The sequence below is a fragment of the Sulfurivermis sp. genome (assembly GCF_059410345.1).
Map to the genome: position 1 here is coordinate 16,771 of NZ_JBLJDO010000019.1, position 15,172 is coordinate 31,942.

Here is a 15,172-nt window from a genome sequence, read left to right on the forward strand (position 1 = left end):
TATCGTTCTGCGCTTCCCTGCGCGAAAGACCCGGAAAGGCTCAGGGCTTCAATCTTAGTACGACACCGGCCAGGGGCGGTAGCGGCAATTGCACCGACCATTGCCGGCCCATGTGCGGAATGGTCTCGCTGTGCAGTGGGTCGGCGCTGCCGATATTGCCGCCGCCGTAATAGCTGGAATCGGAATTGAACACCACCTCGTAGCTGCCCGGGCGCGGTACGCCGAGACGGAAATGCTGGTGCGGTACCGGGGTGAAGTTGAGCGCCACCACTACCAGTTCCTCGCCGGCGCGACGCACGTAACTGAGCAGGGAGGCGCGGTCGTCGTGGCAGTCGATCCACTCGAAACCCTGACCCTCGAAGTCGTAGTAGTGCAGGGCGCGCTGCTCGCGGTACAGGCGGTTGAGGTCGGTGACCAGGCGGTGCACACCCTGGTGTTGCGGCCGCTCCAGCAGATACCAGTCCAGCGGCTGGTCGTCATCCCATTCCTTGCCCTGGCCGAACTCGTTGCCCATGAACAGCAGCTTCTTGCCCGGCATGGTGTACATGTAGGTGTAGAGCAGGCGCAGGTTGGCAAAACGCTGCCAGTCGTCGCCCGGCATCTTGTCCAGCATGGAGCGCTTGCCGTGCACCACCTCGTCGTGGGAGAAGGGCAGGATGAAGTTCTCGCTGAAGGCGTAGAGCAGGCCGAAGGTGAGCATGTCGTGGTGGTAGGCACGGTGTACCGGCTCCTTGTGCATGTAGCTCAGGGTGTCGTTCATCCAGCCCATGTTCCACTTCAGCGAAAAGCCCAGGCCGCCCATGGAAACGGGGCGCGACACCATCGGCCAGGCGGTGGACTCCTCGGCCATGGTGAGGGCGCCGGGGAACTGCTCGTGCACCACGCTGTTCAGTTCCTGCATGAAGGCGATGGCCTCCAGATTTTCGCGTCCGCCGTAGACATTGGGCAGCCAGTCGCCGGGTTGGCGCGAGTAGTCCAGATAGAGCATGGAGGCCACGGCGTCGACGCGCAGGGCGTCGATGTGGAATTCCTGCATCCAGTACACGGCGCTGGAGATGAGGAAGTTTTTCACCTCGTTGCGGCCGTAGTTGAAGATCAGTGTGCCCCAGTCGCGGTGTTCGCCGCGGCGCGGGTCTTCGTGTTCGTACAGCGGGCTGCCGTCGAAGCGCGCCAGGGCGAAGGCGTCGCGTGGGAAGTGGGCCGGCACCCAGTCGAGGATTACGCCAATGCCGTTCTGGTGGCACAGATCGATGAGATAACGCAGGTCGTCCGGGTGGCCGAAGCGGCTGGTGGCGGCGTAGTAGCCGGTGCTCTGGTAGCCCCAGGAACCGTCCAGCGGGTGTTCGGTGATGGGCAGCAGCTCGATGTGGGTGAAGCCCATGGGTTTGACGTAGTCCACCAGGCGCTGGGCCAGTTCGCGGTAGCCGAGGAAGTGGCACTTTTCGTCCTTTTGCCAGGAACCCAGGTGTACCTCGTAGATGGTCATCGGGGTGTGCAGCCAGTCGCGGTTGCCACGGTTGCGCAGCCAGTCGCCGTCCTGCCAGGGGTAGCGGCTCTCGGCGTCGACCACCGCGGCAGTGGCCGGGCGCAGCTCGAAGCGGCGGCCGTAGGGGTCGGTCTTCACCACCACTGCGCCGCTGTCGCGGTGGCGCAGCTCGAACTTGTACAGCGTGCCCGGCTGCAGGCCGGGGATGAACAGTTCCCACACACCACCGCCGCCGCGGGTGCGCATGGGGTGGCAGCGGCCGTCCCAGCGGTTGAAGTCGCCTACCACGCTGACGCGCTCGGCGTTGGGCGCCCACACGGCGAATTGCACGCCGTCGATGCCGTCGATGCAGCGCGGATGGGCGCCGAGGAAGCGGTAGGCGTGGTGGTGGCGGCCTTCGCCGAACAGGTAGAGATCGAAGTCCCCTAATTGCGCAGGGAAACAGTAGGGATCATGGGTGGCATGGTCGTGGCCGTTGCCGTCGCGCCACAGCAGGCGGTAGCGCAGGGGAACCAGGCTGCCGTCGCCGCGCCATTCGAACAGGTCGCTGTTATGCAGCCGCCTCATGGGCAGCGGGCCGTCATTGCCCTCCACGGCGGCCTCTGCGGTGCCGGGAAGCAGGGCGCGGATGACGGTGATATCGCCGTCCTGATGTCGCCCGAGGACATTGAAGGGATCGTGGTGGCGCGCTTCGAGTATGCGGCGGTGGGCGTCGGGCAGTTCGCTCATGACTGATTTCAGTGTTTCCAGCAGTAAAGATTCAGACGCTAATTAATATCACAGCAACAGGCCTGTGGTATCGATTTATTGTGTGATTGGGCTTCGCTCTTGCGGCCAGTGCGGCAATCGGGTATGAAGTTACAAATCCTGCCGTTTTTCCCGCTTCGCATGCCCCATTACCATGCGTGTTCGTGACAACGGCATGGTTGCGCATAACTATTACTATAACGACTTCAAGGAGGCCTCATGCCCGAGTTCCGTACTCCGCGTTTCGTCAGCCGTCTTACCCGTGACACCCTGGCGCTGATCCTGGCCGGCGGCAGCGGTACCCGTCTCAAGGGGCTGACGCAATGGCGCGCCAAGCCGGCGGTGCCGTTCGGCGGCAAGTTCCGCATCATCGATTTCCCGCTGTCCAACTGTTTCAACTCGGGCATTCGCCGCATCGGCGTCATCACCCAGTACAAGGCACACTCCATGATCCGCCACCTGCAACGCGGCTGGAGCTTTCAGCGCACCGAGCTGGGCGAGTTCGTCGAGTTGCTGCCGGCGCAGCAGCGTACCGGTGGCAGCTGGTATGCCGGCACCGCCGACGCCGTGTTCCAGAATCTGGACATCATCCGTGCCCATAATCCGGAATATGTGCTGATCCTCGCCGGCGATCATATCTACAAAATGGATTACGGCCCGATGCTGGCCTATCACGTGGAGCATGAGGCCGACCTGACCATCGGCTGTTTCGAGGTGCCGCTGGAGACCGCCAAGGCCTTCGGCGTGATGGCGGTGGATGGTGAGTGGCGTGTCACGGGCTTTACCGAGAAGCCGCCGCAGCCGGACCCCATTCCCGGCCGGCCCAATGAGGCGCTGGCCTCCATGGGCATCTATGTGTTCAATACCAAGTTTCTGTTCGAACAGTTGGTGCGCGATGCCGAGAGCGTCGGTTCCGATCGCGATTTCGGCAAGAACATCATCCCCAGCGTGATCCACAAGTACCGCGTGTTCGCCTATCCGTTCCGCGATCCGATCACCGGCAGCCAGGCCTATTGGCGCGACGTGGGGACCGTCGACTCCTACTGGTCCGCCAACATGGAGCTCATCGGCGTGACGCCGGAGCTGAACATGTACGACAACGAATGGCCCATCTGGACCTACCAGGAGCAGCTGCCGCCGGCCAAGTTCGTGTTCGACGACGACGATCGCCGCGGCAAGGCGGTGGACTCCATGGTATCCGGCGGCTGCATCATCTCTGGCGGCGCGGTGCGCCACTCGCTGTTGTTCTCCAACGTGCGGGTCAATTCCTACAGCAAGGTGGAGGACTCGGTGATCCTGCCCGATGTCACCATCGGCGAGCGCTGCCGCATCACCAAGGCCGTGATCGACAAGGGCTGCATCATCCCCGACGGCACCATCATCGGCGAGAACCTGGAACAGGATGCCAAGCGCTTCCACGTCAGCGAAGGCGGCGTGGTGCTGGTCTGCCCGGAAATGCTGGGACAAGAAATCCACCATGTCCGATAAGCCCCGCCTCAAGGTGGTGCTGTGCTGGCACATGCACCAGCCACAGTATTTCGATCTGGAAAGCGGCCAGTACCAGCTGCCCTGGACCTACCTGCATGCCATCAAGGACTATGTCGACATGGCGGCGATCATCGAGGCTGTGCCGGGGGCGCGGGCGGTGGTCAATTTTGCCCCCACCCTGCTGGAGCAGCTCGATGATTATGCGCTGATGGTGCGCGATTACCTGCGCCAGGGCACGCCGCTGCGCGACCCGCTGCTGGCCGCGCTGGTGGCACCGGCGCAACCGTCCGATGCGGAGCAGCGCCTGCGGCTGATCAAGAACTGCTTGCGCGCCAACGAAATCCGTCTCATTGATCGCTATCCACAGTTCCGCCTGCTGGCCGACCTGGCCCGCTGCATGGAAGCGACGCCGCGCATGACCACCTACCTGGATGAGCAGTATCTGACCGATCTGCTGATGTGGTATCACCTGGCCTGGATCGGTGAAACCGTGCGTCGCAACGACAGCCGCGTGCAGCAGCTGATGGAGCGCAAGTCCGGTTACAGCCAGGCCGATCGCCGCCTGCTGCTGGAACTGATCGGCGAACTGCTGGACAGCATCGTGCCGCGTTACCGGCGCCTGGCGCAGGAGGGGCGCATCGAACTGTCGGTGACGCCCTATGCACACCCCATCCTGCCGCTGCTGCTGGATATCGAATCGGCGCGCGATGCGATGCCCGAGGTGCGCCTGCCGCTGCTGAGCCAGTATCCCGCCGGTGAGGTGCGTGCGCGCTGGCATGTGCGCGAAGGCATTCGCGTATTTGAACAGCACTTCGGCATGAAGCCGCGCGGCTGCTGGCCGTCCGAGGGCAGCGTCAGCACGGCCACCGTGCGCCTGCTGGCGGAGGAGGGCTTCGCCTGGGCGGCCAGCGGTGAGAGCGTGCTGCGCAACAGCCTGAACCGCTCCGCCCTGCCGCGCACCCAGTGCATCCACCGCCCCTACAAGGTGGATGCGGCCAACCTGCACTGCTTCTTCCGCGATGATGGCTTGTCCGACCTGATCGGTTTCACCTACGCCAACTGGCATGCCGACGATGCCGTCGGCAACCTGATCCACCATCTGGAAAATATCGCCGTGGCCTGCGCCGATGAGGACAACCGCGTAGTGTCCATCATCATGGATGGCGAAAATGCCTGGGAGTATTACCCGGAGAACGGTTTCCACTTCCTCTCGGCGCTGTACCGCCGTCTGGCACAGCACCCCACCCTCGAACTCACCACCTTCAGCGACTGCATCGATGCCGGCCTGGAGCCGGCGTCACTGCCGTCCTTGGTTGCGGGCAGTTGGGTATACGGCACCTTTTCCACCTGGATCGGCGAGGTCGACAAAAACCACGCCTGGGATCTGCTGGGTGATGCCAAGCGCGCCTTCGATGCCGCCGTGGCGGACGGGCGCCTGAGCGGCGAGCGTCTGCGCGAGGCGGAATTGCAGCTTGGCGTCTGCGAAGGTTCCGACTGGTTCTGGTGGTTCGGCGACTACAATCCGGCCGATTCGGTGCGCGACTTCGAACGCCTGTTCCGCATCCAGCTGGCCAAGCTCTACCGGCTTATCGGCGAGGAGCCGCCGGAAAGCATCACCCATGTGTTGTTCCACGGTGGTGGCACGCCGCAAATGGGCGGCGTGATGCGCCGCGGCCAGGAAGGCGCTTAACGAATCTGTTTACCGCCATAGGCAAGCAGCTCTGCCGCGATCAGCGGGTACGCGCCCCAATCGTGGCGGAGCCGCTGCTGCGAAGGGTTCTTCAGCTGTGGGGCGAACACTCATATCAATAATCGAACCAGGCACGGCTGCATGACCCATCACATCGCCCACACCCCCTTGCAGCGACGCCAGGCCGGGATCCTGCTGCATCCCACTTCGCTGCCTGGTCCCTGGCACTGCGGCGATCTCGGTGCCGAGGCCTGGCATTTCGTCGATTTTCTTGCCGCCGCCGGTCAGCACGTGTGGCAGATCCTGCCGCTGGGCCCGACCCATGAAGACCTGTCGCCGTATCAAAGCCTGTCGGCCCACGCGGGCAATCCGCAACTGCTCAGCATCGAGGCCCTGCAGGCGCAGGGCTGGCTGGATGCGGTCACGCCCGATCCGCGGCGCGAGGCCAAGGCCCCGCTCATAGCGCGCGCCTGGCAGGGGTTCCAGGCCCGTGCCGACGAGGCGGCGCGGGCCGCCCTGCACCAGTTCATCGACGGCACGCACTGGCTGGAGGATTACGCCCTGTTCTGCCTCATCAAGCGGCTGGAGCAGGGGCGTGGCTGGAGCGAGTGGCCGACACCGCTGCGCGATCGTGACCCGGCCGCCCTGGATGCGCTGCGCAGCCGCCATGCCGATGAGCTGGCGGTGCTGCGGTTTGAGCAGTTTGTGTTCGACCAGCAATGGCAGGCACTCAAGCGCCACGCCAACGGCAAGGGCATCGCGATCTTTGGCGACATGCCTATCTTCGTCGCCCACGACAGCGCCGATGTGTGGGCGCAGCGGCAGTGCTTCGATCTGGATGAGGGCGGACATCCCACCGTGGTGGCCGGCGTGCCGCCTGATTATTTTTCTGCCACCGGCCAGCGTTGGGGCAATCCGCATTACGACTGGGAGTGGATGGAGACCGACGGCTTTCGTTGGTGGCGTCAGCGCCTGGAGGGACAGCTGCGCCTGTTCGATCTGGTGCGCATTGATCACTTCCGCGGTTTCGAGGCCTATTGGGAGATCCCGGCACATGAGGATACCGCCATCAATGGTCGCTGGATGAAGGCGCCGGGCGATGCACTGTTCGCTGTGTTGGCCGAGCGCTTCGATCCGCTGCCGGTGGTGGCGGAGGACCTCGGCACCATCACACCCGAGGTCACCGCGCTGCGCGACAAATACGCCTTGCCCGGTATGCGTATACTGCACTTTGCCTTCGGCGGCGGTTCCGACAATCCCTATCTGCCGCACAATCACAGTGAGAACAGCGTGGTCTATACCGGCACCCACGACAACGACACGACCCTGGGCTGGTGGCACAGCAGCGACGAGGGCCTGCGCAGCGGCGTGCTGGAGTATCTGGGCCTGCCGGCAGAGCCCATGCCCTGGCCATTGATCCGCGCCGCCTACGCCTCGGTGGCGCGTCTCGCCATCATCCCGTTGCAGGACGTGCTGGAACTGGATGCCAGCCATCGCATGAATACGCCCGGCACCACGGTGGGTAATTGGCAATGGCGCTTTTCCTGGGACATGGTGGCGCCGGATCGTGCGCCGCGCCTGCGCCGTCTGGCGGAGGTGTACCGCCGTTTGTAATGAAGCCGCCAGTTGGTTTGCGCCGTGTCGCGGTGCTTATTCCGGTGTGCAGCGCATCTTGGCAATGCTGGAGTGGAAGATCGCCTTGTGGATATCGCCCAGACTCAGCATGCCGACCAGCTTGTCGCCTTCGGCCACCGGGATGCGGCGGAAGCGGTTGCGCACCATCACAGCAGCGGCGCGCAGGGCGTGCATCTCGGGCGGTACGGTGATCACATTACGGGCCATCAGATCGGCGGCCTTCAGCTTCACCAGATCCTTGTACTGGCCCTGCATGTCGTCCAGCTTCATGGCGGCAGTGCCTTCCATGAACTCCTCGATGGAGGGGAACAGGCGATCCAGCACGTCCTTCTCGGCGACGAAACCTACCAGCTTGCCATTGTCCACCACGGGCAGGCCGCTGAAGCGGTACAGGCACATCAGTGAAGATACTTCCAGCATGCTCGTATCCGGGTCGACGCTGCGCACGGTACGGCTCATGACATCTTTCACCAGCATGTTCTCTCTCCCTTGATAATTTTATTGCGCTTAATGTGGGAATTGCGCGGTTGTGTGGGGTGAAACGAGTGTGCACAGGCGCGCATGGGCGGCGCAACGAGCATTTGTGTATGGGGTTATAAAAGTTTCGCGCTTTGAGTTTCGAGTGTTGGGAGTGACGTGGGCGACATACTTGATTTAACGCAAACGAGGGACAGACGCGGCCGCATCCGCTCTTCGTAATCCGAGGCCCTAGCGGGCGAGGAGGAGCGGTGTGTTGTTCCAGCTGCCGCGGCGCTTGAGGGGGTGTATGCGCAGGCCGGCGGGGGTGGGGAGCAGTTCCAGCCGCAGGGCGGCGGGGGAGGCAGCGGCGGCGGCGCGGCGCGGACGATACAGGACGGCGAGGGCCTGGCCGGTTTCCGCCGCCAGTTGCAGGCGGCGCAGGCTGCGCTGATCGACGCGCGCCGGCCAGCCGAGCACGGCGCCGCACACGCCGGAGCGCAGGCTTTGTTCCATCGCCCACAAGGCATCGGTGTCATTGTGCGGGCGCAGCCAGAGAAAACGCGCGAGGTCCACGCCGGCGGCGGCGAGGGCCGGCGCGTAGGGGATGCAGGGCGGGGCGACGAAGGCGATGCAGCGTTCGCGCGACAGCGCGGCGAGGGCGGGCAGCAGCAGGCTCACCTCGCCGATGCCCGCGTGATCGGTGAGCAGTTCGGTCAGGGCGCCGTGGGGCCAGCCGCCGATGGCTGCATCCAGGGCGGCATTGCCGGTGGGCAGGCCATGGAACGTGTGCTGGGCACGTTCACCACCGCGCCAGATGTCCCGGCGTTGCAGTACGTCCTCCAGCTTCACAGCGGTCCGTCGTTGCGGATCACGCCCACGGCGACGCCTTCGATGGCGAAGCCGTCCACTTTCAGGTCGGCCTCGATGGGATCGAAGTCCGGGTTCTCGGCAAGGAGGGAAACCTTGTTGCCGCGACGGCGGAAACGCTTCACCGTCACCTCGTCGTTGATGCGCGCCACCACGATCTGGCCGCTGCGCACCTCCTGGGTGCGGTGCACGGCGAGCAGGTCGCCGTCGAGGATGCCGACATCCTTCATGCTCATGCCGCGCACGCGCAGCAGGTAATCGGCGTGGGGACTGAACATGCGCGGGTCGATGCGGTAGTGAGCGTCGATGTGCTGCTCGGCGAGGATCGGTGAACCGGCGGCGACGCGGCCCACCACCGGCAGGCCCTCGACGCTCTCCTTGAGGCGGATGCCGCGCGAGGCGCCGGGCACCATTTCGATGGCGCCCTTGCGCGCCAGGGCGCGCAGGTGCTGCTCGGCGGCGTTGGGTGAACTGAAACCGAAGGCGTCGGCGATCTCCGCGCGGGTGGGCGGCATGCCGGTTTCCTCCAGCGTGTCGCGGATCAGTTCCAGGATCTCGGCCTGGCGGGGGGTAAGGTCGTCGTGCATGGTCGTTCCTCGGGGAATGATGCTGGAATTATATACAGCATTTGACCCCGGCGCGCGCCCCTCTTCACTGCCTGTGAGCGGGAGATGCCTCCCCCGCGAGAGGGGCAGCTTGGAAGGGATGGTGCTTGTCGCCTTTGCGACAAGCACCACCCCGGCGTGTCACATGCCCGCAGGCAGTTCTCTGTAACCCATTGAAATAACGAATAACACGCGCTGGCACAGGGCTTGCTCAAGCATGGGTAACAGGAGCCAGTCATGAACCCACGCCCCCTCATCATCGACGACACCACCCTGCGCGACGGCGAACAGACTGCCGGCGTGGCCTTCTCCCTGGAGGAGAAGCTGGCCATTGCCCGCGCCCTGGACGGTATCGGCGTGCCGGAGCTGGAGGTGGGCATCCCCGCCATGGGCGTCGAGGAGCGTGCCGGCATCCAGGCCCTCGCAGCGCTCGGCCTGAATGCGCATCTGTTGGTGTGGGCGCGCATGCGCGAGGACGACCTCGCCCTGTGCGACGGTCTCGGCGTGCAGATGGTGGACCTCTCCATCCCGGTGTCCGATCAGCAGATAGCCCGCAAGCTGGGGCGCGACCGCGCCTGGGTGCTGGCCAACATCGAACGCTGCGTGCCGCGCGCGCTGGAACTCGGACTGGAGGTGTGCGTCGGCGGCGAGGATGCCTCGCGTGCCGACGACGGGTTTCTGGTGCAGGTGGCCGAGGCGGCGCAGGCCGCCGGCGCACGCCGCTTCCGTTTTGCGGACACCCTCGGCGTGCTCGACCCCTTCGCCGTATACGAGCGCATCGCGCGCCTGCGCCGTGCCGTGGATATCGACATCGAGATGCACGCCCACGACGACCTCGGCCTTGCCACCGCTAACACCCTGGCCGCGGTGCGTGCCGGCGCCACCCATGTCAATACCACCGTCAACGGTCTCGGCGAGCGCGCCGGCAACGCCGCGCTGGAAGAGGTGGCGGTGGCGCTGCGTTGCCTGCACGGCATCGACAGCGGCGTGGAGCTGCGCGGCATCGGTGCGGTGTCGCAACTGGTGGCGCAGGCCTCGGGCCGGCCGCTGCCCTGGCAGAAGAGTGTAGTGGGCGAGGGCGTGTTCACCCACGAATCCGGCATCCATGTCGATGGTCTGCTCAAGGATCCGCGTAACTACCAGGGCTTCGATCCGGCGCTGCTCGGCCGCGCCCATCGCCTGGTGCTGGGCAAGCACTCCGGCAGCCACGGCGTGATGCGCGGCTACGCCGAGATCGGCATCCGCCTGAGCGAGGAACAGGCGCAGCAACTGCTGCCGCAGATCCGCGCCTTCGCCGTGCAGAACAAGCGCGCACCGGAGGCGGCAGAGCTGGAACAGATTTTCCACGCCTATCGATGACTGACGGGGGAGCAACCATGAACAGCGAACTGGTGATGACTGAAGTTGCGCCGCGTGCACCGGGTTTGTTCGCCCTGTGGCGTGAGGACATCGGTTGCGTGTTCGAGCGCGACCCGGCGGCACGCAACCGCTTCGAGGTGCTCACCACCTATCCCGGTGTGCACGCCATCATCTGGCACCGTGTGGCGCATCGGCTGTGGGCGCGCGGCTGGCGTTATCCGGCGCGCCTGCTGGCCTTCATGGTGCGTCTAACCACCAATATCGACATCCATCCCGGCGCACAGATCGGCCGCCGCTTCTTCATCGATCACGGCGCCGGCGTGGTGATTGGCGAGACCGCCATCGTCGGCGACGATTGCACGCTGTACCACGGCGTCACCCTGGGCGGCACCAGCTGGAACAAGGGTCGCCGCCATCCGCAGCTCGGCAACGGCGTGCTGGTCGGCGCCGGCGCCAAGATCCTCGGTGCTATCCATCTCGACGACGGTGTGCGCGTCGGCGCCAATTCGGTGGTGGTGCAGGACGTGCCGGCGGGGCGTACCGTGGTCGGCATCCCCGGCCGCATCGTGCGCGCGCACAACACCGCGCGGCGCAGCGTGAACGGTATCGACCTCGATCATCACCTGATCCCCGATCCGGTGGGGCGCGCCATCGGCTGCCTGATGGAGCGCATCGACTACCTGGAAAAGAAACTGGCCGCCATGCCTGATGGCGCCTGTGGCGATTGCGCCGAGGGCGGTAACTGCGAGGCGCATGTGTTCGATAACGACGGCCCCAATATGAAACGCTGACATGGACCTGCTCGAATTCAACGAACACAGCCTGTACTTCGATCAGCCTCTGCCGGCGCGGGTCGAGGCGCTGCTGGAGGAAGCGGAGGAGGGGTATGCCGACGGCACGGCCGAGCTGCCCCTGCTACGCGCCTATGTGCTGGCCCCCGACAATCTTACGGTGCTGGTGGCGCTGTATCGCTACTTCTACTACCAGCAGCGCCTGGACGAGGCGCTCAAGGTGGCTGAACAGGCGCGCATCGCCGCCGGCAGTACGCTGGGTTTTCCCGCCGACTGGCAGAGCCTCGACCTGCGCTATCTGAGCAACGCGGTGCGCCAGTCCATGGGCATGGTGCGGTTCTGCCTGCTGGCCCTCAAGGCGGAGGGATTTCTGCTGCTGCGCATGGGCGCGCTGGAGGATGGTATGGCGCGCCTGCGCAAGGTGCGCGAACTGGATGACGCCGACCGGCTGGGTGCGGGTGCCCTGCTGGCGGTATGCGAGGCGGCGACGCTGCCGTTGGCGGTTTAGACGAATAACGCCCTCTCTCGTCGTCACGGGGGAGGAGACAGACAGTTGAACACGGTGGCACACACGAGGAATCAATCATGACCACGCTGAATGACGACCTGCAGGATCTGGAAAGCGCCGAGGACTTCCTCGACTACTTCGGCATCGCCTACGAACGCAGTGTGGTGCAGGTCAATCGCTTGCACATTCTGCAACGCTTCCACGACTACATGCAGCGGGTGAGCCTGCCGGATGGCGAGGCCGCGCAGCGTGCCGCCTATCGTGCGGCCTTGGCCGCCGCCTATCAGGACTTCGTGATATCCGACGCCATCACCGAAAAGGTGTTCAAGGTGTTCCAGGCCGCGCAGCCGCGCAAGGTGCCGGTGAGCCTCGGCGATATTAGGAGCTTCTGATGCGACCGCAATTCGACTACGGCGACAGGGTGCGCGTGGTGCGCAACGTGCGCAACGACGGCACCTATCCAGGCATGGCCACCGGCGACCTGCTGGTGCGCCGCGGCAGCGTCGGCTTCGTGCGCCAGATCGGCACCTTTCTGCAGGACCAGATCATCTACGAGGTACACTTCCTCGACGATGAGCGCGTGGTCGGCTGCCGCGAGGAGGAGCTGATCGACGCCGAACAGCCCTGGGTGCCGAGTCGGTTTGAAAGTCGCGAATATGTCACCGCTGCCGTCACCCTGGCCCATCAGGGCAAGGTGCTGGTGCACACCGGCGAGCGCGGGCAGATCCTCAAGGTGTGGCGCAACGATGCCGATGGTGTGAGCTACGACGTGATCTTCGGCGCCATGACTCTGAGCGTGCCCGAGCGAGGTTTGAAGCCGCTGGAGGAGGGCGTGGCCCATGACGGCTGACAACTACCTGCGCCTGCGTACCGCCCTGGCCGGTTTCCAGCGCACGCCGGCACAGCTCACCGACGACGAGCGCCAGGCGCTGGAGTTGCAGGTGGCCAGGGCTTCGGCACTGGAGCGCAAGGTGCTGGCCAGCGCGGCGGCGCAGGATGTACACGTCCCCGCCGCGGTGGTGGAACAGGCCGTGCAGTCGATTCGAGCCCGTTATGACAGTGAAGAGGCTTTCCGTGATGAGCTGGCCGGCAACGGCCTGGACCCGTTGGCGCTGCGTAGCGCGCTGGAGCGCGAACTGAAGGTCGAGGCGGTCATCGACCGCCTCACCGCCGCGAACTGTGCCGTGAGCGACGACGAAGCGGCCATCTACTACTACCAGCATCCCGAGCGTTTCACCCGCCCGGAGATCCGCACCGTGCGCCACATCCTCATCACCCTCAATCCAGTCTACGCGGAGAACCGGGTTGAGCGCGCCCTGCCGCGCCTGCAGCAGATCCGCCGCGAGCTGAACAATCCCGCCCAGCAGTTCGAGCAACTGGCGCGTCGCCACTCCGAATGCCCCAGCGCCATGGAAGGCGGCCGCCTCGGCCGCGTCAAACCCGGCATGCTCTATCCCGCCCTCGACCAGGCGTTGTTCGCCCTGGCCCCGGGTGCGGTGAGCGAGGTGGTCGAATCCGAGATCGGACTGCATGTGCTGTGGTGTGAGGCGATCGAGCCGGGCGGCGCGCTCCCCTTTGAAGAGGTGCGCGACAAGATCATCGAACATCTCGGTGAGCGCAAGCGCAAGCAGTTTCTGCGCCAGTGGTTGGCCAAGGCCTAGCCGGATTAACGCCATAGACAAATGCTTTGCGGAAGGTTGCTGCAGGTGTGCGTTCCCGCACGCGGCCGTCGCGGCCCCGTGCGGGATGCAAGCATGGTTTAAATCGCGCCGCGCTCCACGCGCTTGAGATTGGCGTCGACGTTCTTCAGCGCCTCGGCGAGGGTCAGCTTGTCGCCCTTGGCCTTGTAGCCGCCGAGTTCCTTCCAGACCGTGTACACCTTGTCGCCGGAAGAGAGCTTCTTCATTGCGCTCTTCTCGATGCCCGCCTCATCGTTGAGTTCGTTCCAGGTAATACCTTCCTGCATGGGTATCAGGGCGAAGTTTACGCCGGCCAGATCCACCTGCATCAGCTTGGTGATGTTGACCGTGTAGATGATGCCCAGCATGTCGGGGGCGAAATCGTCTTTGTACTTCTCGACAAACGTTGGCAGCGCGGCGAGCTCGTCCAGCGAGCCGGCAACCATGGCCAGCTTGCCGTCCTTCTCCAGCATGACGGCATGTTCCATCACCAAGGCGGGCGGCTTGCGGCGGCCCTGGGCGTCGGCTACTTCGCCTTCGACGATGGCGACGCGGCCGCGGAAGCCGACCACGCCGGAGGTGCTGGCCTTGTCGATGAAGTTGATGTTGAAGAGCAGACCGTTCTGGTCGTATTTTTCGATGAGCATGGCGTTACCTTTCAGGTGGGTTATCGACTGCAGGTTATTGAGCAAGATTGATACCAACCGCTCGGTGCGCGTAACTTCATGATCGGATTGGGGTGGGGCAAGGCGATGTGTGTTTGCCTACACACGGAGTGCGCCGCCTGTTCGGGCGTTGTCTCCTATCCGACAAGCACGGCTCGTACGCGGTACTCGCGTCCCCCTTATTCGTCATCCTCGTCATCGCCGCCGTCCTTGCGCGGCACCGTTTCCGGATCGGCGGTGATGGGGCGGTAGATCTCCAGGCGGTCGCCTTCGTTGAGGACCGCGTCCAGCTTAACCACCTTGCCGAACACGCCCACCTTCTGTTCTTCCAGATCAATCTCGGGAAAGCGATTCAGGATGCCCGAGCGTTCGATGGCGTAGGCGACGGTGGCGCCGTCGTCGATGTCGAGGTCTTGCCAGAATTGGTAGTGCGGTTCGGCGTAGGCGATGCTGATGCGCATGGTTGGGTTCCTTATCCTGCGACAGGTGCTGCGTCCGTGGTCGGCTCGGGCTGTGCCGCCACGCGGCTGCGGCGGGCGTCGAGCAGGCGCTTGCCGGCGAGCAGGAAGCCGAGGGCGAGGAAACCTCCGGGCGGCAGGATCATGAGCAGGAAACCGTCGTAGTTCGGCAGCAGGGTGAGCTCCATGAAGTGGAACGGCTCGCCCAGCAGCAGGGCGGCGTTGGCGAACAGGGTGCCGCTGCCGATGACCTCGCGCACGGCGCCGAGGACGACGAGGGCGAAGGTGAAGCCCAGGCCCATGAACAGGCCGTCGCTGGCCGAGGCCAGCACCGGGTTCTTGGAGGCGAAGGACTCGGCGCGGCCGAGGATGGCGCAGTTGGTGACGATGAGCGGGATGAACAGGCCGAGCACCTTGTACAGTTCGTGCAGCCAGGCGTTCATCATCATGTCCACCAGGGTGACGATGGCGGCGATGAGCAGCACGAACACCGGGATGCGCACCTCAGCCGTGATCAGGCCGCGGAACAAGGCGATGACGACGCCGGCGGCTACCATCACGGCGGTGGAGGCGAGGCCCATGCCGAGGCCGTTGCTGGCGGTGCCGGTGACGGCGAGCAGCGGGCACAGGGCGAGCATCTGCGCGAATACCACGTTGTTGTCCCACAGTCCGTCGCGGACGATGCGTTTGTAATCAGTCATGATGAACCTCGGATGCCGGTTGTGGTTGCTCCGT

General features: G+C 64.7%; 16 protein-coding genes. 9 read left to right on the top strand and 7 right to left on the bottom strand.

From position 1 onward, the window contains the following. Positions 1–40 precede the first annotated feature (40 nt). On the bottom strand, positions 41–2,215 hold the full coding sequence (glgB, locus tag ACMV8A_RS12750) for a 1,4-alpha-glucan branching protein GlgB (protein WP_495326241.1): 2,175 nt from the start codon (positions 2,213–2,215) through the stop codon (positions 41–43). A 237-nt stretch (positions 2,216–2,452) separates the two neighbouring features. On the opposite strand from glgB, the gene glgC reads away from it, so the two are divergent. From glgC to malQ, 3 genes are all read left to right on the top strand, one after another. Next, positions 2,453–3,721: a glucose-1-phosphate adenylyltransferase gene (glgC, locus tag ACMV8A_RS12755; RefSeq protein ID WP_495326242.1), complete on the top strand. Its 1,269-nt coding sequence runs from the start codon at positions 2,453–2,455 to the stop codon at positions 3,719–3,721. Beyond that, positions 3,711–5,411 (top strand): glycoside hydrolase family 57 protein, encoded by a 1,701-nt coding sequence (locus ACMV8A_RS12760; RefSeq protein WP_495326243.1) that lies wholly within the window; start codon positions 3,711–3,713, stop codon positions 5,409–5,411. The genes glgC and ACMV8A_RS12760 overlap by 11 nt, the downstream gene beginning before the upstream one ends. Positions 5,412–5,552: 141 nt before the next feature. Next, positions 5,553–7,025: a 4-alpha-glucanotransferase gene (malQ, locus tag ACMV8A_RS12765; protein WP_495326245.1), complete on the top strand. Its 1,473-nt coding sequence runs from the start codon at positions 5,553–5,555 to the stop codon at positions 7,023–7,025. A 36-nt stretch (positions 7,026–7,061) separates the two neighbouring features. Here the strand turns inward: malQ and ACMV8A_RS12770 are convergent, their stop codons facing one another. From ACMV8A_RS12770 to lexA, 3 genes are all read right to left on the bottom strand, one after another. Beyond that, entirely contained in the window at positions 7,062–7,523 is a 462-nt protein-coding gene (locus ACMV8A_RS12770; protein WP_495326246.1) for a CBS domain-containing protein, read from the bottom strand. Positions 7,524–7,754: 231 nt separating this feature from the next. Next, entirely contained in the window at positions 7,755–8,354 is a 600-nt protein-coding gene (gene imuA / locus ACMV8A_RS12775; RefSeq protein ID WP_495326247.1) for a translesion DNA synthesis-associated protein ImuA, read from the bottom strand. Next, the gene (gene lexA, locus ACMV8A_RS12780; protein WP_495326249.1) at positions 8,351–8,959 is read right to left on the bottom strand and encodes a transcriptional repressor LexA; all 609 of its coding nucleotides are present in this window, start codon (positions 8,957–8,959) and stop codon (positions 8,351–8,353) included. Before lexA ends, imuA begins: the two co-directional genes overlap by 4 nt. Positions 8,960–9,214: 255 nt before the next feature. Between lexA and nifV the strand changes: the two genes are divergently transcribed. The 6 genes from nifV to nifM all read left to right on the top strand — a co-directional run bounded on the left by nifV (position 9,215) and on the right by nifM (position 13,296). Next, a complete protein-coding gene (gene nifV, locus ACMV8A_RS12785) occupies positions 9,215–10,336 on the top strand; it encodes a homocitrate synthase (protein WP_495326250.1) in 1,122 nt (373 codons plus the stop codon). Positions 10,337–10,353: 17 nt separating this feature from the next. After that, positions 10,354–11,127, top strand: a complete 774-nt coding sequence (cysE, locus tag ACMV8A_RS12790) for a serine O-acetyltransferase (RefSeq protein WP_495326251.1) — start codon at positions 10,354–10,356, stop codon at positions 11,125–11,127. Position 11,128: 1 nt separating this feature from the next. After that, complete coding sequence (locus ACMV8A_RS12795) at positions 11,129–11,635, top strand: hypothetical protein (RefSeq protein WP_495326252.1); 507 nt, start codon at positions 11,129–11,131, stop codon at positions 11,633–11,635. A gap of 77 nt (positions 11,636–11,712) precedes the next feature. Next, positions 11,713–12,027, top strand: a complete 315-nt coding sequence (locus ACMV8A_RS12800) for a nitrogenase-stabilizing/protective protein NifW (RefSeq protein ID WP_495326253.1) — start codon at positions 11,713–11,715, stop codon at positions 12,025–12,027. Beyond that, positions 12,027–12,485 carry a nitrogen fixation protein NifZ gene (locus ACMV8A_RS12805; RefSeq protein ID WP_495326254.1) on the top strand — a complete coding sequence of 153 codons (459 nt, stop codon included), beginning with the start codon at positions 12,027–12,029 and terminating at the stop codon, positions 12,483–12,485. The genes ACMV8A_RS12800 and ACMV8A_RS12805 overlap by 1 nt, the downstream gene beginning before the upstream one ends. Further along, entirely contained in the window at positions 12,475–13,296 is an 822-nt protein-coding gene (nifM, locus tag ACMV8A_RS12810; RefSeq protein WP_495326255.1) for a nitrogen fixation protein NifM, read from the top strand. The genes ACMV8A_RS12805 and nifM overlap by 11 nt, the downstream gene beginning before the upstream one ends. Before the next feature lie 98 nt (positions 13,297–13,394). Here nifM and ACMV8A_RS12815 read toward each other — a convergent pair whose 3' ends face one another. From ACMV8A_RS12815 to ACMV8A_RS12825, 3 genes are all read right to left on the bottom strand, one after another. Continuing rightward, positions 13,395–14,006, bottom strand: a complete 612-nt coding sequence (locus ACMV8A_RS12815) for a hypothetical protein (RefSeq protein WP_495326256.1) — start codon at positions 14,004–14,006, stop codon at positions 13,395–13,397. A gap of 152 nt (positions 14,007–14,158) precedes the next feature. Next, positions 14,159–14,440, bottom strand: a complete 282-nt coding sequence (locus ACMV8A_RS12820) for an RnfH family protein (RefSeq protein WP_495326258.1) — start codon at positions 14,438–14,440, stop codon at positions 14,159–14,161. Between the two features lie 11 nt (positions 14,441–14,451). Next, positions 14,452–15,138, bottom strand: a complete 687-nt coding sequence (locus ACMV8A_RS12825; RefSeq protein ID WP_495326259.1) for an electron transport complex subunit E — start codon at positions 15,136–15,138, stop codon at positions 14,452–14,454. Between the last annotated feature and the right edge of the window lie 34 nt (positions 15,139–15,172).

Coding starts and splice junctions, on each gene's coding strand:
- glgB (WP_495326241.1), bottom strand. CDS start 2,215: ATGAGCGAACTGCCCGACGCCCACCGCCGCATACTCGAAGCGCGCCAC.
- glgC (WP_495326242.1), top strand. CDS start 2,453: ATGCCCGAGTTCCGTACTCCGCGTTTCGTCAGCCGTCTTACCCGTGAC.
- ACMV8A_RS12760 (WP_495326243.1), top strand. CDS start 3,711: ATGTCCGATAAGCCCCGCCTCAAGGTGGTGCTGTGCTGGCACATGCAC.
- malQ (WP_495326245.1), top strand. CDS start 5,553: ATGACCCATCACATCGCCCACACCCCCTTGCAGCGACGCCAGGCCGGG.
- ACMV8A_RS12770 (WP_495326246.1), bottom strand. CDS start 7,523: ATGCTGGTGAAAGATGTCATGAGCCGTACCGTGCGCAGCGTCGACCCG.
- lexA (WP_495326249.1), bottom strand. CDS start 8,959: ATGCACGACGACCTTACCCCCCGCCAGGCCGAGATCCTGGAACTGATC.
- nifV (WP_495326250.1), top strand. CDS start 9,215: ATGAACCCACGCCCCCTCATCATCGACGACACCACCCTGCGCGACGGC.
- cysE (WP_495326251.1), top strand. CDS start 10,354: ATGAACAGCGAACTGGTGATGACTGAAGTTGCGCCGCGTGCACCGGGT.
- ACMV8A_RS12795 (WP_495326252.1), top strand. CDS start 11,129: ATGGACCTGCTCGAATTCAACGAACACAGCCTGTACTTCGATCAGCCT.
- ACMV8A_RS12800 (WP_495326253.1), top strand. CDS start 11,713: ATGACCACGCTGAATGACGACCTGCAGGATCTGGAAAGCGCCGAGGAC.
- ACMV8A_RS12805 (WP_495326254.1), top strand. CDS start 12,027: ATGCGACCGCAATTCGACTACGGCGACAGGGTGCGCGTGGTGCGCAAC.
- nifM (WP_495326255.1), top strand. CDS start 12,475: ATGACGGCTGACAACTACCTGCGCCTGCGTACCGCCCTGGCCGGTTTC.
- ACMV8A_RS12820 (WP_495326258.1), bottom strand. CDS start 14,440: ATGCGCATCAGCATCGCCTACGCCGAACCGCACTACCAATTCTGGCAA.
- ACMV8A_RS12825 (WP_495326259.1), bottom strand. CDS start 15,138: ATGACTGATTACAAACGCATCGTCCGCGACGGACTGTGGGACAACAAC.